The following is a 25,561-nucleotide window of genomic DNA, read 5'->3' on the forward strand; positions in this document are numbered from 1 at the left end:
AGATCAAGTTCTACCTCTATCTAGATCTGCCGTTTTGGCAAAAACACAATATTTTATTGGAGAATCCTGTGTACAGGTATTCAGGTATAAGTGGTTTAAAACGTAAATGTTTTACAGCCTTCATTGTTGCACCGTTAGTGCTTTTTAGTGGCAGTAGCGTATTTGCTAACGAACTCTCAACTCAACAGCCATTAACATTAAATAACTCGATTGCATTAGCCGTATCAGAGGATGTTTGGTTGATGTCTAATCGTCATAAACAATTGTCTTTGCAAAACCAAGCTGAGGCCGCTGACAGTTACGATGATCCTAAGGTTTCTATAAGCCTAATCAATATGCCAACCGACTCTTGGACGCTGGATCAAGAAGCGATGAGTCAATTTAAAGTCGGCATAGTTCAAACAATTCCACGAGGTGATAGTGCGACATTAAAAAAGCAGGGCTTAAGCCTTGAAGCAAATCGCCAAAGTACTATTAGGCAAGCCCGTAAAGCGGAATTAGCTATGTTGGTAAGTAAAAGCTGGCTTGATTATTATTTTGTAACTCAAAAGATATCGATAATAGAACAAAACAAAGCGATCGCTCAACAACTGTCAAGTGTAGTGGAGGATGCATATCGAAGTGCAATCGGCGGCGCGCGACAGCAAGATTTGCTCAGTATGCAGATAAAGTTGCTGGAACTCGATGATGAAAAACTCAATGCGCAAACAGAACTTAAGCGAATTGGCGCCCAGCTCAATCGATTTATTGGACGACCAAGCGAGTCAAGTTTGGTTATAACTGATGAACTTCCAAACTTAGTTTTGAACCAAGCGCTGAAAAATGATGTTTTTGGAGATAGTGGCCACATAGGCGACAGCCAGAGACAAGTATACGCAAACAAAGAGGTATATCTTGCAAGTTTACTTGAAAACCATCCGTTAGTTTTATCATCCACTCAGCAAGTAATGGTTGCTCAAAGCAAAGTTGAGTTGGCTAAACAAGCTTATAAACCCCAGTGGCAAATGAACGCAAGCTATGGTTTTCGAGAAAATAGTCCTAGCGGCGTTGAGCGACCTGACTTCTTTTCAATAGGTGTAACTTTTGATTTGCCGTTATTTACTGATTCTAAACAAGACAACTATGTTGCTTCCGAACGTTCAGAAAAAAATCGTATAAAAACACAGAAATTATTGTTGGTACAAAACCTAATGAGTCAACTCACTCAGTCATGGCAAACGTTAAAAATGCTTGAACAGAGGAAAAGTATTTATGAAACGCGTTGGCTTAACTTAACAAGCCAACAAAGTGAAGCGTCACTAGCAGATTACAGTAATGACAATGGCAATATTTTAGATGTATTGCGTTCACGTATGACTGAAAACAATACTCAACTCGCGGCTTTATCTATTGATATTTCGCGATTAAAAACAATCGCAGAGATTAATTATTTTCTTGTAGGGGCTAATAATGGCAATTAATAAGTTAAGTGGTAGCTGGAAAGTTGCGCTATTGATCCTAGTGAGCGCAGGTTTTGGCGCTGGGCTATACCATTCGTTGATTAACGGCGAACCACACACGCAAGTAACTACTTCTAACAATATTGAAACAGCAACCAATAAGGAACCTCTCTATTGGGTTGCACCGATGGATGATAATTATCGCCGTGATAAACCAGGTAAGTCACCAATGGGCATGGATTTAGTGCCTGTATATGCGCAATCAAGCAGCGACAAAGGCGTAATAAAAATATCGCCAAGTGTTGTTAATAATTTAGGGGTACGAACCGAAGCGGTGTCTATGGCAAAACTTGTCAAAACCATAGAAGCGTTAGGAATTGTAAAATATAACGAAGACAACTTAGTGCATATACACCCTAGAGTTGACGGTTGGATAGAGACCTTGTATGTCAATACGGAAGGACAACAAGTGACAAAAGGTGATCCAATTTACCAACTCTATTCACCACAACTCGTAAATGCACAACAAGAGTTTGTATTGGCATTGCAGCAGCAAAGCAAAAAATTAATTCAGGCGACTCAACAGCGCTTACTGGCGCTAAATATCAGTGATAAAACCATACAAAACCTTAAGCGAACTGGACAAGTACAGCAATTTGTAACCTTTTATGCACCAATGGATGGCGTAGTAGTAGGTTTGCAAGTCCGAGACGGTTTTTATGTAAAACCAGGTACGACTATGATGAGCATCGCGCAATTAGATGAGGTGTGGGTTGAAGCGGACATTTATGAGCGTGATAGTGAACGAGTAAAGCTTGGCCAGTTTGCAAGAATGACCTTGGATTATGAACCAGGAAGGGTTTGGTATGGCATGGTTGATTTCATATATCCTAGTTTAGATGCGACAACAAGAACGCTAAAAGCCCGGTTTAATTTTGCCAATAAAAAACGTTTATTAAAGCCGAATATGTTCACGAAAGTTGAGTTAGAGATTGAGGCTGAACAGCTTTCTATGCTGGTACCAAAGTCAGCAGTTATCCGAACAGGAACGCAAGATCGGGTTGTAGTTGTACTTGGTGAAGGTGAATTTAAGTCGGTAGCGGTAGTGTTAGGTCAAGAAGGGGCAAATGTTTATGAAATTCTAAATGGAATTGAGCCTAGTGACATGGTTGTAGTATCAGCACAGTTTTTGATCGACTCTGAGTCGAGTAAAACCTCTGACTTTATGAGGATGCAAAGCATAGAGAGCAAGACCGCAATGCCGGACATGGAGATGTCCCATGATTAAGCAGATCATTTATTGGTCCATAAAAAACCGAATATTAGTATTATTAATGACAGTAGCACTCGTTGTTGCTGGTATTTATTCCGTAAAAAATACCGCAGTTGATGCGATTCCTGATTTGTCTGATGTTCAGGTAATTGTTAAGACAAGTTATCCGGGGCAATCACCACAAGTAGTGCAAGATCAGGTTACTTACCCAATTACTACCGCAATGCTGTCGGTTCCTGGCGCAAAAACCGTACGCGGGTTTTCGTTTTTTGGTGACTCTTTTGTTTATATTATTTTTGACGAAAAAACCGACTTATATTGGGCCCGATCTCGAGTGCTAGAGTACCTTGCGCAAGTTTCAGAGTCTTTACCAAGCTCGGCCAAGGCTGAGTTAGGGCCTGATGCAACCGGAGTGGGTTGGATATATCAATACGCCTTAGTAGATAAAACGGGGCAACAAGACTTATCTCAGTTAACGAGCATACAAAACTGGTTTTTAAAGTTTGAGTTGCAAAGCGTCGCCGGCGTATCTGAAGTGGCGACAGTGGGCGGCATGGTCAAACAATATCAAATTCAAGTCTCGCCATTAAAATTACAAGCATATCAAATACCGATAGGTCATGTGGTAAAAGCAATACAGCAAGGAAATCAAGAGACTGGTGCGTCAGTCATAGAAATGGCCGAAGCTGAATATATGGTTACGATATCTGGCTATATTAAAAATATTGAAGATATTAATGCTATTCCACTCGGTACGAACGTACAGGGCGTGCCGGTTACTATTTCTGACATTGCAAATGTTATTGAAACCCCACAAATGAGACGAGGTGTTGCTGAGTTAAATGGCGAAGGTGAGGTAGTTGGCGGGATTGTTGTTATGCGATCGGGTGAAAACGCACAGCAAACTATCAACGCAGTCAAAGCAAAATTAGGACAACTTACAAAAAGCTTGCCCGATGGCGTAGAGGTAGTGACGGTTTATGATCGTTCAAATTTGATCGACTCAGCGGTAGAAAATTTAACGATTAAACTGTTAGAAGAGTTTGCGATTGTTGCGCTCGTTTGTATCGTGTTTTTGTTTCATGTTCGATCTTCACTTGTGGCAATTATAAGCTTGCCAGTTGGTATCTTAGTTGCGTTTACCGTGATGTATTGGCAAGGCATCAACGCTAATATTATGTCTTTAGGTGGTATAGCTATTGCCATAGGAGCAATGATAGATGGCGCAATAGTTATGGTAGAAAACCTACATAAACACATAGAGCAAACGCCACTTACAAAAACGAATCGCTGGCAAGTGGTAGGGCAAGCGGCCGCTGAAGTTGGGCCTTCACTATTTTTTAGTTTGCTCATTATTACCGTTTCCTTCATTCCGGTGTTTACTTTAGAGGCACAAGAAGGGAAGTTGTTTTCTCCACTAGCGTTTACCAAAACCTACGCAATGGCTGCATCTGCTGCCTTGGCAATTACGCTTGTTCCTGTATTGATGGGGTATTTTGTTCGAGGAAAAATAAAGTCAGAGAAAGAAAACCCTATCAATAATTTATTACTACGAGCCTACCGTCCGGTTTTAAAGACATTATTGCGTTTACCTAAATTAACATTAACCATCGCTGCCATAATAATGGTTATTGGCTTTTGGCCGGTTAATAAAATAGGTAGTGAATTTATGCCAACGTTAGACGAAGGCGATCTTATGTATATGCCAACCACCTATGCCGGCTTATCAATAGGAAAAGCCCGAGAGATCTTGCAACAAACCGACAAGTTAATAAAAACGGTGCCTGAGGTAAAAACGGTGTTTGGTAAAATTGGAAGAGCTGACTCGGCGACCGACCCTGCGCCCCTAACAATGATTGAAACTATTATCCAATTTAAACCCAAAAGTGAATGGCGTGCTGGTATTAGTTTGGCTGATATAAAAGCAGAACTAAATCAAAAGTTAGCTTTACCAGGCATTAGCAATGCCTGGGTCATGCCCATAAAAACAAGGATCGATATGCTTGCTACCGGAATAAAAACGCCGGTAGGAATTAAAATAGCCGGGAATGATTTTGCCCAAATAGAAACGATTGGAAAGCAATTAGAAACAATTCTTAGTGATCTGCCTGGCACAGCCTCTGTTTATGCGGAGCGCGTATCGGGAGGGCGATATATCGCTATTGATATCGATAGATCTATGGCTGCAAGGCATGGACTTAGTATCGCGCAGATCCAAGAGACATTAGCTTATGCGGTTGGTGGTAAGTTAGTGACACAAACCGTGGAAGGGCAGGCTCGGTATCCCATTAATATCCGACTGCCCCAAGACTATCGCGACTCGCCTGAGTCCTTAGCTCGCTTACCGATTCTAAGCGCAAGCTCGTCGTTTCAAATGGCACAAAAAGTTATGTTAGGAGATGTAGCATCAATTGCGATAAAAGAAGGGCCTGCTGGAATAAAAAGTGAAAATGCTCGAATCAATGGTTGGGTATTTGTTGATATTGATGACGTAGACTTAGGTCAATACGTACAAGATGCGCAGCGCATTGTGCAGGAGCAGCTGGTGTTGCCTGCGGGATACTCAATAAATTGGTCTGGGCAATATGAATATATGCTTCGTGCTCAGCAAAAACTGAGTTTGGTTGCGCCTATGACATTGGCAATTATCGTGTTGTTATTGTACTTAAACTTTAAGTCTTGGTTTGAAGTGTCGGTCATTTTGTTAACCATACCATTTTCATTGATTGGTGGGGTTTGGTTTATGTATTCACAAGGCTTTGATTTCTCGGTGGCAACCGGTGTGGGATTTATCGCCCTGGCCGGTGTTGCTGTTGAAATTGGTGTCATCATGCTTATGTATTTAAAACAAGCAGTAAAAACTTATCCTATAACAAATGAAACAGACGCTGTCGCTGCCATATTAGCAGGTGCATCAGCTCGAGTAAGGCCTGTATTTATGACGGCCACGGCAATTATCTTAGGCTTATTACCTATATTTTTTGGTCAAGGCACAGGTTCGGAGGTAATGAGTCGAATTGCAGCACCTATGGTTGGAGGCATGATATCTGCCGTAGTCTTGACGTTATTGGTGTTGCCAATCATTTATTTGTTGAATATTAAATTTCAACTAAAGAGGGAAGCTAATGAGTAAACATGCAACTTTATATCGAATGATGACAGATAAGCATATTTGTCCATTTGGGCTTAGAGCCAAAGATTTATTAGAAAGAAAAGGCTACGAAGTTACCGATGTTAGACTTAACAATCGTGAGCAAACCGATGAGTTTAAAAATAAATATGACGTAAAAACAACACCACAAGTCTTTATTGATGACCAACGTATTGGCGGTTATGATGATTTACGTTCGTATTTTAATATGGCTCCGGCGGTAACTAAGGGGCTAACTTACCGACCTGTACTGACTATTTTTGCCATCGCTTTATTATTAGCGTTAGTGCAGACTCATTTAACAGGTAGTCCAGTTTTAGCTATGGCAACGTTATTAACTTTTGTAGCTTATGCCATGGTGCTATTAGCACTACAAAAACTACAAGATCTTTACAGCTTTACAAACTCATTTATCACCTATGACATACTAGCAATGCGTTACCTTAGGTACGGTTATTTGTATCCGTTTTTGGAAGCGTACGCAGGCCTCGCTATGTTAGCGGGCTTGCCAGCACTTTATGTTGCACCGGTATCAATTTTTATTGGGCTGATTGGTGGTATATCTGTGATAAAGGCGGTTTATATAGACCAACGAGAGTTGAAGTGTGCGTGTGTGGGCGGGAACAGTAATGTACCGCTTGGTTTTGTATCCTTAACTGAAAATGTATTTATGTTTTTAGCCGGAATATGGATGTTGGCGACATCAGGTATTTTTTAATAGCCACATTAGAACCAAACTAGAGACCACAATAAATCAAGCTAAATTACAGCAATTGGAATTAAATGAACGCTTAAATTTTGCAAAATGCCGTCGGTACGGTTAAAGTCCACGGCATTAAAACTAGAATAAAGTGTTATCAGGAGCAAGGCATGCCTAAGGCAAGTGAAGTAAAAAAGAACGCAGCAATTGAACATAATGGCCGTGTTGTACTAATTAAAGATATTGAGCGTTCAGTTCCACAAGGACGAGCAGGTGGCAGTTTATACCGTATGCGCATGTACGATGTTGTAACTGGCGCTAAAATTGACGAAACGTTTAAAGACTCAGATATGCTTACCGCAGCAGATTTTTCTCGCCGAGCGGTTATGTTTTCTTATACAGATGGCGATGAGTACATCTTTATGGATAATGAAGACTATACGCCATATCACCTAAATAAAGACACAATTGAAGAGCAGTTGCAGTTCATCAATGAGGAAACACAAGGGTTAATGGTACTTGTAATTGCAGATGTTGCCGCGACAGTCGAAGTGCCAATGACTGTTGAGTTAGAGATCACTGAAACTGCACCGGCGTTAAAAGGTGGTTCTGCAACGGCAAGAACAAAACCTGCAACGTTAACAACAGGTCTAGTTATTCAAGTGCCAGAGCATATTTCCACCGGTGATCGCATTAAGATCAACACCGAAGAGCTTAAGTTTGTTAGTCGTGCGTAACTTACGGTAGTGCCAAATCGACTCTAATAAATAATTCAATTTAATCAGTCGCTCTATAAAAAGGGCGACTTTTTTATTACTCGTTATCAGTTTCAGTAAAGTTAATTTGTTTTAGTACACTTTCGAGTACTTCTATTTTGGTCTACGTTTATAAGTATTAATAATAAAATTTATAGCGCTAATACTGGAGAAAGAATGACAAGAAATGTTACTGAATTAATAAAGATTTACAGCGAAACTGTATTCGAATTGATGAGTCCACTTAGTGAGTTGCCAAACCCTTTTGCCATAATTACAGCCTACAACCCACAAAGTAAAAACTTCAGTGAAAGTAATAATATAATAGCAAATCAAGCGCTTGAAGAAGATCTGTCGCAGGTATTTCATTTGCCCGTAAATGGGCGTTCGCTCGATGCCAGTCACCAAGAGCCTAGTTTTGCAGTGCAAATATCTAAGGCGGCCGCAATTGGATTAGCAGAAAAGTATAATCAAAATGCTATCTTTTGGGTTGACGGTGACGATTTACACATAGTGCCAGTACTGATGGATGGCGACGAGGTTTCCGTGGGCTCGTTTCGAAACCGAATTCAAGCTAACCCCAAACCCTAGGCTATCTTTTAAACTAGCCTTTGTAGCTAACCACTGTAGCTAACCACTTTAGCTAACCTTTATAGCTAACCTTTATAGCTAACCTTTATAGCTTGATGCGCCTTTCAAAATAAACTTAACCATCAAGACCGTCTCTTCCACCGTTTTATCTAAATCACTTTCAGGCGCATTTAATGCGTTACCACCCATAGCAAACACCAGTTGTGTTACAGCTTTGGCGACCACCAAGGTCTCTTCTGTTTTATAACGAGGGGCTATTGAATTTGCGCGTTCTAGATCTGTTTGTAGTTCGTGGGCAAAAAAATCTAACTGCTTTTTAATAGCATCTTGGAAATTACCAGACCCAACAGTACCTTCTCGTAATAAAATGGGTAACGTAGAACCAGGCTTGCGCATTTCATTAAAAAAACATTCTACAGACACACGAACCACAGAACGTTCGTTGATTATAAGCGATCTAGCGTCTCGAATTATGGCACGAAGATGTTGCCCGGCTAATTCAATGATAGCGATATTTAATTCGTCTACATCCTTGAAGTGACGATAAAAGCTATTTGGCGCAATGCCAGCTTCTCGCGTGACTTCACGTAAACTAAGAGAGGAAATACTACGATGAGGCCCCACTAGATTGAGTGCCGCCGCGATTATTTCTTGACTATTTATTGAGGCTTTTCGACCAACAGTTTTCACATTTTACACATCGTAAATGGATAATATGGGTATTTTTCCATACTCACCGTCAAGTTACTAGTATTGGCTTAAAACTAATTGTGAACAAATTTATATACACATTCGTATACACTTGTATATTAATCTGTATAATCGAACACCTAGTTAAGAAAATACTGTGTATTTAAGGCGTGATTTTGTGAAAAGAACAGTAACTAAAATGATTGAAAGCATATGTTTACCTCAGGCATTAGACTTTTGGTTTAAGCAACTAAATATTAATTATCAAACACATACTCCAACCGTTAAAGTAGTGAGCAAAACGATATTAAACGATGTGGTTAAACTTGTGCTAAAGCCAAGTAAGGCATTTGGCGACTTTGTAGCGGGTCAGCACGTTCGTCTAAAACTTGAAATAAACGGCATCGGAGAGGAACGTTGTTACTCTATTGCTAATTTGCCAAATCGTGCAGGTTTGGTTGAATTATTTATAAAAGTGCAGGGGCAAGTTAGTCAGTCGATAAAAGAAACGGTTAAAAAAGGATTAGTTTTAGACATTTCTAAGCCGTTTGGTCAAAACCATCAACAAAGCTTTGATACCTTTATAGCCGGTGGTATTGGTATTACGGCGATGTGGCCGTTGTTCAAAGCATCAAACAATAAAGATGCAAAATTGCTTTACCTCACGCGAATAAATAATGGCAGTCAATCCGCGGCATTGTTAAAAGAAATTAAAGCCTCGAAATATTATAAAAATGGGCAAGTTGTAATTGAAAATGGCCGTTCATTTTTGTCGGATTCAGCTAATGTTGGCGAGTTTTTAGAGGGGTCGGAAAAAGCGATCTCATGTGGCTCAGAAGGTTTTAATAAAGTCATCAATGCTCAAGTTTCTTTGGCTAAGCCTGACATATCACTTTCGTTTGAAAGCTTTAAGTCGACGAATGCAGCGCCAGTCAAGCATGAAATTAAAACGGATATTCAAGTTAAGCTCATTAACTCGGATAAAACTATTGTTGTTGATAATAAGACGTCTTTATTAGACAGCTTATTAAACGCCGGAATAAAAGCAAAGCATGGTTGTAAACAAGGCATATGTCATGAATGTACATGCAGAGTGTCGGCAGCATCATTATTAAACGACGTTAACAAAACCATTCAGCTATGTACAACATTCCCAAGTACAGACTTGGAGTTAGAACTATGAATTTTGAATTATTAGAAAAAGAAATTAATGAAATTAAAGACGAGGCGATGGCAAAAGTCGGCTCTGAAGATGCGCGTTATATTCGTCGTATCGAAAAAGTAGTCCGTTATAGCGGAGCAGCGGGACGCGTATTGTTAATGTTGTCATGGTTTCCTCCATGCTGGTTACTAGGAACCATTTTATTGTCCATTAGTAAGATAATGGAAAATATGGAACTAGGCCATAACGTGATTCATGGCCAATACAACTTTATGAATGATGAGCGTTTTAATGGCTCTACATACGAATGGGATATCGCTGGTACTTCAGACAACTGGCGCAAAACACATAATTATAGTCACCATACCTATACGAATGTGAAAGGGATGGATCACGATATTGGCTATTCAATCTTACGAATATTTAAAGAACAAAAGTGGAACCCAGCTTATTTGTTCCAGCCCATCTATGCGATCATTTTTGCGTTATTATTTCAGTGGGGGGTTGCTCTTCAAAACTTAAGACTGGGACGTTTGTTTATAAAGAAAGTACCACTTAAAGAGTTTATAAAAGAAGACGAACAAGCTTATCGTAAAATGGGTGGTCAGCTATTTAAAGATTATATCTTTTTCCCAATTATTGCTGGTCCTATGTTTATTCCTGTTATTTTGGGTAACTTGACGGCCAATGTGGTTCGAAGCTTATGGACTTACTTAATTATTTTTTGTGGTCATTTTACTAAAGATGTCCACATATTTGATCGCTCAGTACTTAAAAACGAATCAAAAGGGCACTGGTATTATCGTCAAATATTAGGATCTTCAAACATTAAAGGTGGCAAGATTTTCCATATACTTAGTGGTAATTTGAGTCACCAAATAGAGCACCATTTATTTCCAACGATGCCATCTTATCGGTATGCAGAAGTTGCTCCAAAAGTTCAAGCGGTTTGCAAAAAGCATGGCATTCAATACAACAACGGTAATATATTTAAACAATTTGGTGAAGTTGTAGGGCGTATTGTTAGGTACAGCCTGCCGTAACATTAAGATAGTTTATAAAGGGTTAACGATTAGTTAGCCCTTTTTTTATCTATAATTTTAATCTTAATTTAGATTTAAAAATCACTTAATGGCTAACTTAGCCTTCTTTTCCTATAGTTAAGCTATATACGAAAGAATTAGGATTGTTAATTTGTTTACCATAGTTAGGACTTTGTTCTTGGCGTTTTTATATGTTTTTGTGCTGCAAAGTAATTATGTTTACGCACAAGCCAGCAATCAGATTACCTTGGCTTATGGTCTTGAAAATTACAATCTACAGCCATTATTTGATGAGTTTAGTGCGCAAACTGGTATTCGTATCAATGTCGCAGCATTTAAAAACAACGAGCTTAAAGCTGAGTTAATTGAACGTGCTACAAACAAGCAATTACCTGATGTAATTATCGTACCTTCTGACTTTGCTGGTTTAGATTCAATCCAAGTCAGTCCAATTCCCAATACTTTATTCAGTAAAAGCACAAATCAAACGGCTATAAAATCGACAGTCGTAGCTGGTAAAAGTTTAGGGATACCCATAGTTTACGGCAATCACCTAGTACTTTATTTTAATAAAAAGCTTGTAAAAACACCGGCAAAAAGTTGGAGGGAAATACTTCAACAAGGGTCTGAGTTATCAAATGAATTCGACTTAATCGCCTGGAATTATCTCGAAATGTATTGGTTTATCCCGTTTCTTGGCACTTATGGTGACTTTCCATATATTAATGGAAAGTTAACGCTTGATTCCGATGGTATGGTAGCAGCACTTAAGTGGTATAAGAACCTAAATACCAACGGATTAGTGGACTTAAATTGCGACTACGACTGTGCAAAAAACAAGTTCCTATCAGGCAAACTAGCGTACACAATTAATGGTTCGTGGGCTTTAGGTGAATACAAACAAATATTAAATGATGACTTAGGAATTGCGCTATTGCCAAAGTTGGGCGACCTCGCTATGAAACCGTACTTTTCATCTCACGTACTTGCCTTTCCAGACAAAAGCTTGCAAGGAAATAAAGCTGAATCATTAAAGAAACTAGCACTGTTTTTTCAGTCGGATAAAGCACAAGCGATGATTTGGGGAATGTTGAATAGTATCCCTACGAACAATAACACGCTGAGCTACATTCAAAGTCAGGGAAACCAAGATCTCAATATATTATTAGAGCAGCTGGAATTGTCTGAGCCTATGCCTAACGATCACAATATGGCGATTGTTTGGGAAGCGATGTTGAAGGGAACAAATCGTTTTCTGGCTGATGTTTTTGATGCCAAATCAGCGGCAAAATATATGCAACACATTGCCAACAAATCAATAGAGCACGCCAATGACAATAACTAATCAAAAAAAACGTAGTGTGCTGCAGGAAATTCGACTCAAACTCTCTCTGACTATTTTGGTATTAACTTCGGTATGTTTGGTTATATTTGGCATCGACTCCTATCAGCAGAGTATGTCGTTAGCGTTAGAAGATGTTAAGCGTCACAGCAGTTCGGTTAGTTTAGATATACAAAACGAAATGGGTAAACAGCTACATATATTAAGTGACTTAGAACACAACAAGGTGTTAGTGGAGTTGCCTTTTAACTTACTCTACACCCAATACGCATTTCGTGAGTTAAAGCAGTTAGTGGATAAAAATCCATTTGTTGATGCCGCGTTTATCAGCGATGGGTCTGAGTATTTAGTTGAGGGATACCCGCTGAGTACGCTCAAGTATAACAGTGATAGGCTAAATCAAAATACGAGTACGATTATTAAACAAAATAGTAAAGATAAAACGCTGTCGTTGATCTACTCTCCCGATGAAATTCAAGGTATTCAAGATGGTGTGTCTGGCAGTTTGTTTTTATCTATCGTGCTAAGAAAATCGAACGCCTCCTTAGTTAACCCATTTCAAACTACTGGCGTATTGTACCTATTGATTAATCCAAAGTTTTTATTAACCAATGATTTAATGACTCTTTACAGCAGAACATCTGTTTTGATCAATGGCCTACCTTGGTATTCACAAGGCATGGACAATTTTGATTCGTCACTATCCTTTACGCAACGCGCATTTAGTCAGCAAAAAGATGGGGTTAATTTGGATATTAAGATCACCCATGATGAAGAGTTTTATACTGATAAAGTCCTTAACTCATTATTGTTTTCGGTAGTGGTCATAATTCTAACCTTCTTTGCTTTATTTATTTACTTAAAACGCTTTTCTAATCGTTTAAAAGCGCCACTGAACAACCTAGAAAATATTGCGGAGTCTATAAAAAGTGGTAATTATGTGGTCTCGAATATGAAGTCAGAGTTTATTGAGTTTGATAGTGTTTTTAGCGCTATGGATCATATGTCAGCAACAGTTAATAACCAGTTTGAAGACTTGCAGCAACAAAAAAACCGAGCGCAGGTATCAGAACAAGCGAAAGCTAATTTTCTTGCCAATATGAGTCATGAAATAAGAACACCGATGAACGGGATATTGGGCACGCTGCAAATATTACAAAGGCAAAAGTTACCTGGCGAGTCTGAAGAGTTAGTTGAGAAAGGAATATTATCGTCAAAAATGCTGTTAACAATCGTAAACGACATCCTAGATTTTTCTAAAATTGAGGCTGGACGATTAGAGTTGGAAATGATTCCAACTAACGTAGGTAAAATAGTAGAGTCGACGATAGCAGAATTACAACCTGAAGCAGAATCTAAAGGCATTTCAATAGAGCTAAACTTTGACAGTAGCTACGAGGAAGGTTGGTTTTGCGACCCTGTTCGAATTAAACAAATTATTTTAAATCTACTTTCTAATGCAATTAAATTTACCGAACAAGGCGGTGTGTTTATTGACGTTAAAATTGATAATGGTCAGTTACTTTTAAAGTGTCGAGACACTGGTATCGGCATGTCGCAAGCGATTCTAGACGGTTTGTTTTCACGTTTTGAGCAAGCGGATAAGAGTATTACTAGAAGGTATGGTGGTACAGGTTTAGGGATGGCTATTACCAGTCAGCTAGTCGAATTGATGGGTGGAACCATTAATGTAAATAGTGAACCATCTAAAGGTACGACCTTTAAGTTACTACTGCCGTTACAACAAGCGGAAGTTGAAAGCTTAATAATTGAAAGGCAAGCCAAGATTGAGACACCAGTTTTAAAAGGAAAAACAGTATTACTTGCAGAAGATAATAAGATTAATCAGACCGTATTTTTAGCGATGTTAAAGCCAACAGGCGCCAAAGTAGTGGTTGCAAATAATGGTCAAGAAGCGTTAACACTGTTTAGTCAATCCCGTCCTGATATCGTATTTATGGATATACAAATGCCCGTTATGGATGGTTTAGAGTCATGCAGTAAAATAAAACAAAAAAATGCCAATGTACCTATAATTGCATTAACTGCGAACGTCATGCCAGATGATGTAGAAAAATATATGGCAACTGGGTTTTCAGCACACATTGGAAAGCCGGTAGAGTTAAATAAACTCTACCGAGAGCTAAATTTCTACTTGTTTAAATAACATTAAAACCATCATCGTTGCTGTCGTCCAAGACTTTTTTGTTGTCGTTAGATTTATCTCCTCCAACAAATAAACGGTTTGCCATGATATACACAAAGATGAAGTAAACGCTTTGCATAATTAATGAAAAGTCTCTTAATTCAGCACCCGCCAAGATAAGTGTCATTGTGATGTAGTAAACCGCAATTATCCAAATGGTGACATTTACGTTGATCGCCTTCGCCTGAAATAAACGCTTTTTATGCTCACTTTTCAATTGTGCTAGGTTTTTTCCTCTTACAATCAAAGCTATAGTTATGACGTTTACCGTATCCAAAAACAGTAAGCCAAGGTAATTTGTATAACCGGCAAACCCTTGAAATGGAAACTGTTGAAAGTAACTATTTACAGCAATAAAAAGTACGTGGCCCAGCCCTAATAAAACAATTGACGGCGTTGATATAAAATCTTGCCAACGGCGATGTGTTAATGAAGCACTCCGTTTGTTAGACGAAAAGTCTTTTAAGAGTTGGAAGAACTTTTTATTAATAAATATTAAAAAGAAAAGTGGTAATAACGACATTACAAAAAGAACGATGATCCCTGATTGATTGTCCCAGTTAAATAGTTCTTGTTGGTTCGATATAGACAAGTAAATGAGATAAAAGCTGATCAAAGAAATAACAAAACTTAGAGTTAGATAATAAGATAGGTATTTTTTTATTACCTCCGATGAGGCTGTGTAAAGTTGCGGATAGGTCTCTTCACTAAATGACAACAAGTACTGGCTAAATTGACCTTTGACATTAATTGGAATTAAAACGGTTGTGATTAATATTTGTAAAATCACGGCCGTGTAAAACCCGAGTATTGCGGGATCTGAGTAAGTCATTGTTATTTCCCTTTTGGCTGTTGAGACATAATATTATTAAAGGCGATTCGAATTTCAGAGTCGGTCGCACCAGCGTCTTTAAATGTCGATATAACGTCAAACAACTGTTCATTAATCCAAGCATCTAAATCAAACTGACTGTTTAAAATGGCATTGCTATGAACAAAAGTACCTCTGTAACCTTTCGTTTCAATAACGTTATCCCGTTCTAAAATTCGGTACGCCTTAGCCACAGTTTTAGCATTAATATCTAAGTCGGTAGCGAGTTGACGAATAGACGGCAACGCATCACCGGGAGCAACTAATGCTTGCTGTATAGCGATCTTTATTTGATTAACTAGCTGACTAAACAAAGGTTCAGCGCTATCAACATCAATGGTGATCATTTATTTACCTTGAGTTAGTTGTACCATTACCACAAATGGTACATCAATGTTATAACCAGAACAAAAATTAAGCAACTAAAAGGCATAAAAAAAAGCGCCATACATAGGTAGCGCTTTGTTTTATAGGTAAAAGTTAAACTGATAACAATTTAAAACGGTGCGGGGTAGTGCTGTAACACCTTGTCAACTTGTTCTAGCAGGTCACTATCTAACGTAATGGCAAACGCATCAATATTTTCCTGTAGTTGCGCAGGTGACGTTGCGCCAATAATAGTCGACGAAACACCATCAACCTGTTTACACCAAGCCAGTGCAAGTTGACTCGGTGTGATGCCAGCCTGTTTGGCAATAGTTGTATATTCACTTATTGCTTGTTGGCTTTGTGCGCTGTCTCTAAACAAGCCATTTCGTTGTGTCAATGTCCAGCGACTGCCTTCTGGGCGAGCGCCATTAAGATATTTGCCCGACAATGCTCCTCCGGCTAAAGGCGACCAAGGCAAGTAAGCAATGTCCTCGTGAATGCAGTTTTCTATCAAATATGGCCAGTCTTTAGTGTGTAACAAGCTAAACTCATTTTGAATAGATACCATTTTTGGAAGGGCGTATTTTTCACTTAATTTAAGGTATTGATTAATGCCCCATGTTGTATCATCAGAAAGACCACAAAAACGTATTTTACCGGCTTTTACACAGTCGTTTAAAGCTTGAAGAATTTCTAGCATTTGATTTACTTCGTGAGTTTTGTCTATCTCAGAAAAGCGGATCTTATTTGGGCGATGCTTGGCAAAGTGCGGAGAAGTTCGATTTGGCCAATGCAATTGATACAAGTCGATGTAATCGGTTTTTAATCGCTGTAAAGACGCGTCAACGGACTTAATAATTGCTTCGCCATCAATATCGTTAGCATCACGAATCCATGGCAGTCCGTTCCCAGCAATCTTAGTGGCTAATACAACATCTCCTCGGCGTTGAGGGTTGCGCTCAAACCAGTTGCCAATAATTCGCTCTGTGTCGCCGTAGGTATCTGCAGAGGGAGGGACGGGATAAAGCTCGGCGGTATCAATAAAGTTAATACCTTGTGATAAAGCAAATTCTATTTGCTGATCGGCATCTTGTTGTGTGTTTTGTACACCCCACGTCATAGAGCCTAAACAAATCTCTGAAATATCTAGGTTACTACTTCCTAACTTATTGTATTTCATTTAATAATCCAAATTATAAAAAGGTAGCAATGGCATCAAGTGGTTTTTTTATCGTAGCATGATGAGGAATAGTCGCATCCTCAGCAGGATAGCCAACAACCAGCAACATAAATGGGCGCTCGTTCTCTGGGCGGTTACATATTTTAGTTAAAAATTGCATTGGTTTTGGCGTATGAGTTAGCGTAGCTAATCCACTATGATGTAAGGCATTGATTAAAAATCCAGTGGCTAGCCCAACAGACTCATGAACATAATAGTTGGTATTTTGATCGCCAGGGTTAATACCACCTTTCTTCTGTGAAAAAACGGCAATGAGCCAAGGCGCATGTTCTAAAAAAGGCTTGTTGGCGTCGGTACCTAATGGTTTTAACGCTTCTAACCATTCCTCACCGGCACGGCCTTCGTAAAAGCCTTGTTCGTGAAGCTCAGCTTGCTCTCTAACTTGTTTTTTTATGTCATGGCTACCTAATACAGCAAAATGCCATGGTTGATGGTTAGCACCGTTTGGCGCTGTGCCGGCCGCTTTGATACAGTTTTCAATAATTTCTCTAGGAACAGGGCGATCACTGAACTTACGAATACTATGACGTCGTTTGATGTTTTGGTAAAACTCGTTTGAGCGGTCAACCATTGTTTGTTCAGGGTATTCAATAAAGTCAGTAAGAGGATAGTGCGCTTCGTTACTCATTCGCGGCTCCAAGCCAATAAATAATAAGCCATTTAACTTTTATTTACTGACTTGTGCAAGTGCAAAAACGGCTATGGTGTAACAATCTTTAGTTGCAATGAGTGAACGGCATCAACATAACCATCGGTTGCAATTATAGATAATGTTACGTTCGAGCCACCAGATCCTAAATCTGTTTGAACATGAATTCTGTTATTTGCAATAAATTGCTCTATTTGGGTAATGGTTACACCAACACCCGTTTGCGTTTCAACAGTTACGCCATCAATAGTGGTAACTATGGTCGGGTTGGCACCAGATACATTGCCGACATTAATTTTTTTAATGGTAACCGTGTCGCCATCGGTGCTTGAGTCTGCATCGTTGGTCATAATATCAAAAAAGTCTGTGTAATCTTCTAGCACTTGTGCCGAGTCGATTGAGCTACCAAAGTCTGGCGGACTATTTTGTAATACGGTGGTAACTAATATGGTTTCTTCTGCATAGGTCTGTCCATCAAACACTCGCAACTTTAGAGGTTGGTCTACCATTGTTATGCCTTTAGATGCGGCTTTAAGTCTTAATGAATAAACATCTAAACCTACAATTTCTAATGTATTGGGAATCGCATTGCCATTACCAGCGAGCAGTTCAACGGTAAAATCAGCAGGTAAATTATCGACATCTGTAATGTTCAAATCAATTCGAGTGCTGTAGTCATTGGTTAATAATATAGCATTGCTGTCTAGACCTATTTCCGGAGCATCATTAACCGGGGTAACAACAAATTGTATTACTTGACGAGTGCTCAGTGCCGCTGAGCTATCATCAGTTGCGGTAATCTCTATTGCATAGCTAGTAATGTTGTTCACATTATCAGGCGCTACGATTTTTAAGTAATTGTCAAATACTGTCACATTTAAAGTATCAAAGTTTAATGTGCCACCATCAGCAACTGTAATTATTACGTTGTCGCCATTTTGATCAGACTTCACGAAATTAATAATGAGGGTTTCTTCCTCGTCTACTTCTGGTGTAAATACATTAATCGTTAATTCAGGTGGTGACGGGGCTACAGGCACTATAACTGTGAGTGTTTCTGACACTGTGATAAATCCATCTGAGGCCGTCGTGGTAAATGTCATGGTTTGTTGGAAAGCGGCGCTGGCATCTAAAGAGAGCGTTAATATGCCAGTATTTTGGTCATAACTTTCCGTTAATAGGGAGTTATTAGTAAAGCGAGTTATGGTTAATGCCGTACCATCTGCATCAAAGTAATTAACAAGTAAACTTGCAGACTGGCCTGGGGCAATTTCAATTTGTGACTCGCTAAAAGTAATCACAGGTGGCGAGTTATCTATTCTAATTATTAACGGTACTTCTACCTCAGAGACTTCGCCAAACTCATCTTCAGCCCTAATAATGAAACTATCTGTATAGGCTTCTGTTAGGTCAAAAGCGGTTACAGAAAGAACGCCCGCACTAAAAGTAGCTTGCATCTTGCTCGTATCGTAAATAAGTTGAGGCGTTAATTCGCCTTCATCCACGTCATTAACAGATAGTGCAATTTCAAGTGTGCCCGTTTCCACAACGTCAATTGCGGAAGCATCAAGGTCAATGCTTGGAGGCGTGTTTTTGTAGATAGTCAAGGGAATAGTTTCAATACGGTCGCTACCAAAAACATCGGTTACGACTAAATCAAACTCGGTTATAAGATCGATTGGTGTGGCTAGTAGTGCAGCGTTTATCGTAATGGAATCACCGTCGACACTATAGGTAAGCTCGCCCTCGTCAGCTACAAGTGAAATGTTATAAGGATGACTTTCAAAGTCTTCGACTAATATTGAAAAAGTGTAGGACTTTGATTCGAGTAACGGCGGTATCACCGGGACATCAAACAAGGGCGCTAGATTTGGATTACCACCTAAAAAGCTTAAAAAGTTATCTTTAATGTAAAGGTGGAAAGTTAGTTTAGTTTCATAGCCCGCATCTTTGGCTGAAAGAGTGACTTGTTCATATTGCAGGCTTGAAACGTCATCAGCAAAGATTGAAAAGTATGGGTAATTATTGGTGATAGTAAAATCTGGGTTAGTAGAGGAAAAGGACAAATCAACAAAGTCTGGTGTATTGTCAGACAAGTTATAGGCAAATTGCGCGATTTTATCTGTTTCATTACCCGTTAATTTTTTAATTAAACTTAGGGTGACGTTTTCTTCAATGTGCAACTCGGGCGCATCGTTTTCTGAGTTGTTTATGTCAGATTGTGTTAACTCAATATCGATTTGATCGGTAAGGTGACCGTCGCTAACTTCTAGCACTAGTGTTTCACTGGCGTTAGTTAAAGGCTCGTTTAATGAAACGGTTAACTCATATCCATACTGAGCTTTATTTACATGACTTGATACACTACTTGGGGCCGACAAAACCCGATATGCGATTCGATCAGAGTCAGGGTCATAAATATCAAACTTAAGTGTTTTACTTTGGTATAAATCCAGTTCCATTGACGGTTCAATAAGCGCGATGACAGGGGGCTCTAGTGTTTCCAAATTACGATTTTTATTGTAATAAATGATCTGCATAGCGCGTTCGGTAACAACACCATTGTACTCACTGACCGCCAGTAACTCACCGTATGTATCTTGTTCCGCTTCGTCAGCTGAAATTAAATACTGACTGTCGTCTTGTGATAACTGGCCTTTTAGATTTGCAGCGTTTAAATAAAAGTTTTCGACTACGTCATTGCCAAGCGAATAATTTCGGTTGATGTTAATAGCGATCACTTCATCTTCAAAAAGGGTTATGTAGTCTGTTGGCCAAGTCACCTGGTATGTAGTTGAGTCATCACTGCCACTATCTGTGCCGCCGTCACCATCTGGATCTGGTGAGTCGTTTACCGTTAGAGTAATTAACGTAGTTTCTACCGTTTCGCCTGAAGTAAAACTCAAATTAAACTGTTCAGTGCCCGAGATTTGACCTGCGGCAACGGTAATTGTTTGGTTTTGAGTATTAAAGGTGATTTGTGCAAGAGAGGGTTGGGTAACAAGGTTTGGTTGCACTGATATAGTGCCGTTTGCGGTAATAGCATAACTAAGTTGAATTTCTTCACCAACTGACAATTGCAAATCAACAGGGGAGACAGCGACCGAAAAAGAAATAGCCGTATCTGTGTCAGTTGGCTCGTTGTTACTATCGCCTGAACTACAGGCAACAAGAAAAAGGCTCGAAAATACAATTAATAGACAGAATTTCGCTATTGTTGAATACCACATATTTTAATTTCAACTCCCAATATTGTAGGAGCATTAATGCACCCTTATAGGTTATCGGTCATATCTCTTATTTTATTATAGTAATTTAATCGAAATACCGATAAAAGTTGCTGAATATCATTATCGTCGATGTTATTCGCTTTTAATGCTAATTCTGTAAGTTCGATACTCGCTTCCATATTTTCAGACACAACCTCGTTAGCCCCATGCTGAAGAAGCTCCAAACAATTATCACTGTTATGAGCCCTTGCAATGATTTTAAGATCTGCAAAGCGATGTCTAAGTGACTCGACAAGCTCGAGGGCCGCATGCGTATCGTTTAAAGTAACAATGGCGAGTTTTGCATGATGAATCCCTGCCGAATTTAATAGGTGAGATTGATTTACATCGCCATAAAATACAGGATAACTATCTTGATACTTTTTAACAATTTCACTGGAACGGTCAAAGGCAACATAGCTAACGCCGGCACTTTCTAAAATAGCGCCGATACTTCGGCCAACGCGACCAAAACCAGCTAAGACGACTGAACATTCTGGGATCTCATTATGAGCGCCTTCAAATGCAGCTTGTTTGTTATTAAATCGATTAGCAATGACCGCTAACAAAGGGGTGACTAACATGCTAACTAGCACAACTAACATAGCAATATTGAACTGATAGCTAGTTAATATGTCGGCGGCAAACGCGAGCGAAAACAGCACTAAAGCAAACTCTCCACTTTGGCCTAGAATAAAGGCGATAGACGCTGATTTTGTCCAATTGTGGCCAAAGCCTCGAGCAAGTACCGCAAGAATAATGACTTTAATTGCAATGGTTATAAGCATTAACGAAAATACCAGCAAAGGCGACTCTAACAACAAAGGGATGTTCAATGACATACCCATAGAAATAAAGAACGCGCCGAGCAGTAACCCTCTGAACGGTTGCACTTCGGCTTTTATTTGATGGCGATAGGCCGAATCAGAAATTAATAAACCCGCCAAAAACGCGCCCATGGCCATAGATAGCCCCGCTATTTCTGTTAAGTAGGCCGTTCCTAAAACGATTAAAACTGCAGTAGCGGTAAATACCTCAGCATTGGCAGACTTTGCGACTCGGTAAAGTAATGGGTTCAACAAATACTTACCAATCATAATGACGGCCACGATAATCCCTACCGACTGCATAACCGCAAAACCTAAACTTTGTGTTACTGCATTAGATTCAGATAGCAGTGGAATCAGTGCCAATAAAGGCACAACGGCCAGATCTTGCATTAGTAAAACCGCAACGGTTGAACGACCAAACTCTGAGTTTAATGATTTTTGTTGGGTAAGTATTTGTAACACGAATGCGGTTGATGAAAGTGATAATGCTGAGCCAATGATGATAGCGGCAGGCCAATTAAGTCCTAATATAAATTTAGCTATAGAGATTAAAACCAGACTTGTTACTAACACTTGCAGTGAGCCTAAGCCAAACACAAGTCGCTTTATTTTCCATAAAAAAGAAGGCTTCATTTCCATACCAATGACAAATAGCAGTAAAACAACACCAAATTCGGATATATGAGTGATATGAGCTACATCAGATATTAGGCCCAGAGCAGACGGACCAATAATAATACCAGCGAGTAAAAAGCCGGGTACCGCACCTAAACGAATTGCTTGGCACAGGGGCACCATTATAACGGCGGCAAGAAGAAGGTAGATGATTTCTAAAATTAAAGGGTTATGCACTTAATCGACTCCATATAAAGAACCGTTTAAGTGTAACCCTTAACTAATAAGCAAACAAAGGTTTAGGCTAGGATGCCTGATCTATATCAAGACTTATTGGTATTTTTGTTTGCTGGGCGACCTTGACCTGGCTTATTGGCCGGTCTATTTGATGGTTTAGAGCCAGGTTTGCCGTTTGATCTATTGTTTGGTTTGGCGCCTGAGTTTGAGCCAGACTTAGCGGCTGGTTTTCTGCTTGGTTTATTTGCAGAATTTGCTGGCCTTGGACCATTTGAACGACGCTGAGGTTTTTTGTCTTCAGCAGAGGTGTCGTTTAATGACTTGTTCTTTTTAGGTTTTTTCTTTTTAGGCGGTCTAATGTCACGCGCTTTAGGCAGTGGCATTTGCGGCACAAAATCTTCGTCCACTTGACGTTCGATATGTTTTTGAATTAATTGCTCAATGTCAGTCAAACTATTAAATTCATCGCCCGATACTAATGAAACTGCTTTACCTTCTGCACCGGCACGGCCTGTACGGCCAATTCGGTGAACGTAGTCTTCTGCCACTTGAGGCAAGTCATAGTTAACCACTTGCGGCAATTGCTCTATGTCTAAGCCTCGCGCCGCAATGTCTGTTGCAACTAAAACGCGAATCGATTTATCTTTAAAGTTGGCAAGTGCTTTGGTTCGTGCCGCTTGGCTTTTATTACCATGGATAGCAGCTGCGGTAATACCTTTTGAGTCAAGATTCTTAGCTAAGCGGTTTGCGCCATGCTTTGTTCTTGAGAAAACTAACACTTGTTGCCAATCGTTTTTCTTTATTAGCTTTATTAATAAACGAGCTTTAAAGCTTTGATCAACATTGTATAAGGTTTGTTCAACAGTGGCGGTTGTTGAGTTTGCAGGCGATACTGAGATATGAACAGGATTGTTCATAAGACCTTGCGCTAACTCTTTAATGTCATCTGAAAATGTTGCTGAGAACATTAAGTTTTGACGTTTGACCGGTAAGATTTTAAGTATTTTTTTGATGTCATGAATAAAGCCCATATCTAACATACGGTCGGCTTCATCTAAAATTAAAACTTCTAGTTGGTCAAACTTAACTGCATTTTGACTATATAAGTCCATCAAACGACCAGGCGTGGCGATAAGAATATCAACACCTTTCCGTAAGGCCATCATTTGTGGGTTTATTTTAACACCACCAAATACAACTGTTGAGCGGAGAGGTAGGTTTTTACCATAAGTTTCAACACTTTGTGCAACTTGTGCAGCGAGTTCACGTGTTGGTGTAAGTACTAAAGCTCGAACTTGATTTGCTTTTGCGCGTTGACCTTTGGATAATCGCTCTAATAAAGGGAGTGTAAAACCTGCAGTCTTGCCGGTACCCGTTTGTGCGGCGGCCATTACGTCTTGGCCTTCTAACACGGCTGGGATTGCCTGGGCTTGGATTGGAGAAGGGCTGGTGTAACCCTGATCGTTGATCGCACTCAACAGCGCGTCGGAAAGACCTAAGTCGGTAAATTGCATTAACACTCACTTTAAAAAAATTAGAATTTGCTCAAGGGCAAAAGGCGCTGAAGACTAACTGAAAACTGCTCTTTTAGCAATCAACACGGACAATTATAGGGCCATAAATCACTAATGAGTTGGTTTGTTTATATATTAAAATGCGCAGACAAGAGTTTATATACAGGAATTACCACAGATTGTGCTCGCAGATTACAACAACATAACTCTGGGGTTGGTGCAAAATACACTCGCTGTCGACTGCCTGTCGTAATGGTATACACCGAAAACGCAGAGTCTAGGAGTGATGCGTCGAAAAGGGAATATCAAATAAAAAAGTTGTCACGCCAACAAAAACTAGCTTTGATTAGTCGTGTGTAATTTGCAGAAGATAAAACCAAGGCTAAATTAACGTAACAGTGCCTCTGACTGTTTAGATGCCTCTACATATAAACCGTCAATATTAAACTCTTTACCTGGAAACTTTTCAGCAAGAAGTGCGATGACATTATCCCAATCAGCAAGTTCAACATATTTTACTAAACGCAACGAACACCCATAGGTGCCTTCGTACTTAAGTAAACTATTGGCCATTTTTTCTTGAAGTTGCAATTTTTCAACAACATCTTCTATTGTACAGTCAAGTATCGAATCTAATACCGACAGCAAGCCGACAAGAAAGCCTGTAGGCGCCTCTTTTTGTCCTATTAATGTTGGTAAATTCTGAATGAATAATGCTCTTCTTAACCCAAGTAACACTATCTCATCTGGTTTATCACTAGCAAGTTTTGTAACGGCTACGACTGAAATAAACTTGCGCATAGTGTCTTCCCCTAAATATACAACGGCTTTGTTAATGCTGGAGATATTTAGGTTCCGAAATGCCAACGATACATTTGCTAATTTAATAACACGTGCAGTGAGGCTTATATCACGGCTTAAAATTCGTGCTACGTTATCAAAATCAAGTAGCGCCTTTGATAGGCAGCTAACTAGCTCTAACGCTACTGCTTTTGATGGATCTATGTTTCGAAATTGCATCACCTGAGGTCGAGCAAAGTAGTAACCCTGTAAGTAATCAACTCCGCACTCAAAGGCGAAGTCAGCTTGCAATTTGGTCTCAATTCGCTCAGCGACAAGTTTTACACTAGGGAAGGTTTGTCGAATTTGATTTACGGTAGGTGCAATTTCAGCATTGTCTTCAGGAATATCAAATTTCACATAGCTTATAAATGGCGCTAGTTCAGTCCACTTAGGATCAAAGTCATAATCATCGAGCGCAAAAATATAGCCTAAGTCGTGGAGGTCGCTTATTGCAGAAATCGTTTCATTATCGATAGTGCTGCGTTCTACGATTTCAATAATTAAGTTATCTCGTGGGATAAGGTTAGGTAACTTTCGTAAAACACTTTTGTCACATAAATTTACAAAAGCTTTTCGCTGTTCAGTAACATTATTGATGCCATGAAATAGCGCCGTTTCGTAAAACATTCGCGCCGAGGCTTCTTCATCGCTTAGGCCAGCTGGAAATGCATTTTTTTCAGAGTCGCGATATAACAATTCGTATCCAATAACATCAGACTTATTGTCTAGAATAGGTTGTTTGGCCAAAAACTGAATGCTCAAAATGTTACCT

20 protein-coding genes are annotated in these 25,561 nt (G+C 39.5%); 11 read left to right on the forward strand and 9 right to left on the reverse strand.

Annotated features, from left to right (window positions below; all coding sequences use genetic code 11):
- The first annotated feature begins 68 nt into the window (after positions 1–68).
- From ACZ1GV_RS04985 to ACZ1GV_RS05010, 6 genes are all read left to right on the forward strand, one after another.
- Positions 69–1,460: a TolC family protein gene (locus ACZ1GV_RS04985; RefSeq protein WP_472675507.1), complete on the forward strand. Its 1,392-nt coding sequence runs from the start codon at positions 69–71 to the stop codon at positions 1,458–1,460.
- Positions 1,450–2,727, forward strand: a complete 1,278-nt coding sequence (locus tag ACZ1GV_RS04990) for an efflux RND transporter periplasmic adaptor subunit (RefSeq protein ID WP_472675508.1) — start codon at positions 1,450–1,452, stop codon at positions 2,725–2,727. The genes ACZ1GV_RS04985 and ACZ1GV_RS04990 overlap by 11 nt, the downstream gene beginning before the upstream one ends.
- Complete coding sequence (locus ACZ1GV_RS04995; RefSeq protein ID WP_472675509.1) at positions 2,720–5,845, forward strand: efflux RND transporter permease subunit; 3,126 nt, start codon at positions 2,720–2,722, stop codon at positions 5,843–5,845. The genes ACZ1GV_RS04990 and ACZ1GV_RS04995 overlap by 8 nt, the downstream gene beginning before the upstream one ends.
- Positions 5,838–6,581, forward strand: coding sequence for a glutaredoxin domain-containing protein (locus tag ACZ1GV_RS05000; RefSeq protein ID WP_472675510.1), 744 nt, complete (start codon positions 5,838–5,840; stop codon positions 6,579–6,581). The genes ACZ1GV_RS04995 and ACZ1GV_RS05000 overlap by 8 nt, the downstream gene beginning before the upstream one ends.
- Positions 6,582–6,733: 152 nt before the next feature.
- Positions 6,734–7,300 (forward strand): elongation factor P-like protein EfpL, encoded by a 567-nt coding sequence (gene efpL, locus ACZ1GV_RS05005; protein ID WP_472675511.1) that lies wholly within the window; start codon positions 6,734–6,736, stop codon positions 7,298–7,300.
- Between the two features lie 195 nt (positions 7,301–7,495).
- Positions 7,496–7,909 carry a DUF3293 domain-containing protein gene (locus ACZ1GV_RS05010; RefSeq protein ID WP_472675512.1) on the forward strand — a complete coding sequence of 138 codons (414 nt, stop codon included), beginning with the start codon at positions 7,496–7,498 and terminating at the stop codon, positions 7,907–7,909.
- 78 nt (positions 7,910–7,987) lie between these two features.
- Here the strand turns inward: ACZ1GV_RS05010 and fabR are convergent, their stop codons facing one another.
- A complete protein-coding gene (fabR, locus tag ACZ1GV_RS05015; protein WP_472675513.1) occupies positions 7,988–8,599 on the reverse strand; it encodes an HTH-type transcriptional repressor FabR in 612 nt (203 codons plus the stop codon).
- Between the two features lie 178 nt (positions 8,600–8,777).
- Between fabR and ACZ1GV_RS05020 the strand changes: the two genes are divergently transcribed.
- The 4 genes from ACZ1GV_RS05020 to ACZ1GV_RS05035 all read left to right on the forward strand — a co-directional run bounded on the left by ACZ1GV_RS05020 (position 8,778) and on the right by ACZ1GV_RS05035 (position 14,313).
- Positions 8,778–9,782: a flavin reductase family protein gene (locus ACZ1GV_RS05020; RefSeq protein WP_472675514.1), complete on the forward strand. Its 1,005-nt coding sequence runs from the start codon at positions 8,778–8,780 to the stop codon at positions 9,780–9,782.
- Positions 9,779–10,804: a fatty acid desaturase family protein gene (locus ACZ1GV_RS05025; RefSeq protein ID WP_472675515.1), complete on the forward strand. Its 1,026-nt coding sequence runs from the start codon at positions 9,779–9,781 to the stop codon at positions 10,802–10,804. Before ACZ1GV_RS05020 ends, ACZ1GV_RS05025 begins: the two co-directional genes overlap by 4 nt.
- Before the next feature lie 178 nt (positions 10,805–10,982).
- Positions 10,983–12,149 carry a sugar ABC transporter substrate-binding protein gene (locus ACZ1GV_RS05030; RefSeq protein WP_472675516.1) on the forward strand — a complete coding sequence of 389 codons (1,167 nt, stop codon included), beginning with the start codon at positions 10,983–10,985 and terminating at the stop codon, positions 12,147–12,149.
- Entirely contained in the window at positions 12,136–14,313 is a 2,178-nt protein-coding gene (locus ACZ1GV_RS05035) for an ATP-binding protein (protein WP_472675517.1), read from the forward strand. Before ACZ1GV_RS05030 ends, ACZ1GV_RS05035 begins: the two co-directional genes overlap by 14 nt.
- Here the strand turns inward: ACZ1GV_RS05035 and ACZ1GV_RS05040 are convergent.
- The 7 genes from ACZ1GV_RS05040 to ACZ1GV_RS05070 all read right to left on the reverse strand — a co-directional run bounded on the left by ACZ1GV_RS05040 (position 14,306) and on the right by ACZ1GV_RS05070 (position 23,946).
- The gene (locus tag ACZ1GV_RS05040) at positions 14,306–15,184 is read right to left on the reverse strand and encodes a hypothetical protein (protein ID WP_472675518.1); all 879 of its coding nucleotides are present in this window, start codon (positions 15,182–15,184) and stop codon (positions 14,306–14,308) included. The genes ACZ1GV_RS05035 and ACZ1GV_RS05040 overlap by 8 nt on opposite strands.
- Positions 15,185–15,186: 2 nt before the next feature.
- On the reverse strand, positions 15,187–15,570 hold the full coding sequence (locus tag ACZ1GV_RS05045; RefSeq protein WP_472675519.1) for a GntR family transcriptional regulator: 384 nt from the start codon (positions 15,568–15,570) through the stop codon (positions 15,187–15,189).
- Positions 15,571–15,719: 149 nt separating this feature from the next.
- Entirely contained in the window at positions 15,720–16,772 is a 1,053-nt protein-coding gene (locus tag ACZ1GV_RS05050; protein WP_472675520.1) for an aldo/keto reductase, read from the reverse strand.
- A 13-nt stretch (positions 16,773–16,785) separates the two neighbouring features.
- Positions 16,786–17,460, reverse strand: a complete 675-nt coding sequence (locus tag ACZ1GV_RS05055; protein ID WP_472675521.1) for a nitroreductase family protein — start codon at positions 17,458–17,460, stop codon at positions 16,786–16,788.
- A gap of 71 nt (positions 17,461–17,531) precedes the next feature.
- Positions 17,532–20,711: a hypothetical protein gene (locus tag ACZ1GV_RS05060; protein ID WP_472675522.1), complete on the reverse strand. Its 3,180-nt coding sequence runs from the start codon at positions 20,709–20,711 to the stop codon at positions 17,532–17,534.
- A 44-nt stretch (positions 20,712–20,755) separates the two neighbouring features.
- Positions 20,756–22,432, reverse strand: coding sequence for a monovalent cation:proton antiporter-2 (CPA2) family protein (locus ACZ1GV_RS05065; RefSeq protein WP_472675523.1), 1,677 nt, complete (start codon positions 22,430–22,432; stop codon positions 20,756–20,758).
- Between the two features lie 86 nt (positions 22,433–22,518).
- On the reverse strand, positions 22,519–23,946 hold the full coding sequence (locus ACZ1GV_RS05070) for a DEAD/DEAH box helicase (RefSeq protein ID WP_472675524.1): 1,428 nt from the start codon (positions 23,944–23,946) through the stop codon (positions 22,519–22,521).
- Between the two features lie 114 nt (positions 23,947–24,060).
- Here ACZ1GV_RS05070 and ACZ1GV_RS05075 point away from each other — a divergent pair, with 114 nt between their 5' ends.
- Entirely contained in the window at positions 24,061–24,306 is a 246-nt protein-coding gene (locus ACZ1GV_RS05075; RefSeq protein ID WP_472675525.1) for a GIY-YIG nuclease family protein, read from the forward strand.
- Between the two features lie 27 nt (positions 24,307–24,333).
- Here ACZ1GV_RS05075 and ACZ1GV_RS05080 read toward each other — a convergent pair whose 3' ends face one another.
- Positions 24,334–25,551: an EAL and HDOD domain-containing protein gene (locus ACZ1GV_RS05080; protein ID WP_472675526.1), complete on the reverse strand. Its 1,218-nt coding sequence runs from the start codon at positions 25,549–25,551 to the stop codon at positions 24,334–24,336.
- Positions 25,552–25,561 lie beyond the last annotated feature (10 nt).

It is taken from the genome of Psychrosphaera sp. HA2-10, from assembly GCF_055693745.1.

Excerpts from the sequence above, each read along its gene's own strand:
- ACZ1GV_RS04990 (WP_472675508.1), top strand. The coding sequence starts at position 1,450 with ATGGCAATTAATAAGTTAAGTGGTAGCTGGAAAGTTGCGCTATTGATC.
- ACZ1GV_RS04995 (WP_472675509.1), top strand. The coding sequence starts at position 2,720 with ATGATTAAGCAGATCATTTATTGGTCCATAAAAAACCGAATATTAGTA.
- ACZ1GV_RS05000 (WP_472675510.1), top strand. The coding sequence starts at position 5,838 with ATGAGTAAACATGCAACTTTATATCGAATGATGACAGATAAGCATATT.
- efpL (WP_472675511.1), top strand. The coding sequence starts at position 6,734 with ATGCCTAAGGCAAGTGAAGTAAAAAAGAACGCAGCAATTGAACATAAT.
- ACZ1GV_RS05010 (WP_472675512.1), top strand. The coding sequence starts at position 7,496 with ATGACAAGAAATGTTACTGAATTAATAAAGATTTACAGCGAAACTGTA.
- ACZ1GV_RS05025 (WP_472675515.1), top strand. The coding sequence starts at position 9,779 with ATGAATTTTGAATTATTAGAAAAAGAAATTAATGAAATTAAAGACGAG.
- ACZ1GV_RS05035 (WP_472675517.1), top strand. The coding sequence starts at position 12,136 with ATGACAATAACTAATCAAAAAAAACGTAGTGTGCTGCAGGAAATTCGA.
- ACZ1GV_RS05040 (WP_472675518.1), bottom strand. The coding sequence starts at position 15,184 with ATGACTTACTCAGATCCCGCAATACTCGGGTTTTACACGGCCGTGATT.
- ACZ1GV_RS05045 (WP_472675519.1), bottom strand. The coding sequence starts at position 15,570 with ATGATCACCATTGATGTTGATAGCGCTGAACCTTTGTTTAGTCAGCTA.
- ACZ1GV_RS05050 (WP_472675520.1), bottom strand. The coding sequence starts at position 16,772 with ATGAAATACAATAAGTTAGGAAGTAGTAACCTAGATATTTCAGAGATT.
- ACZ1GV_RS05055 (WP_472675521.1), bottom strand. The coding sequence starts at position 17,460 with ATGAGTAACGAAGCGCACTATCCTCTTACTGACTTTATTGAATACCCT.
- ACZ1GV_RS05060 (WP_472675522.1), bottom strand. The coding sequence starts at position 20,711 with ATGTGGTATTCAACAATAGCGAAATTCTGTCTATTAATTGTATTTTCG.
- ACZ1GV_RS05070 (WP_472675524.1), bottom strand. The coding sequence starts at position 23,946 with ATGCAATTTACCGACTTAGGTCTTTCCGACGCGCTGTTGAGTGCGATC.
- ACZ1GV_RS05075 (WP_472675525.1), top strand. The coding sequence starts at position 24,061 with ATGAGTTGGTTTGTTTATATATTAAAATGCGCAGACAAGAGTTTATAT.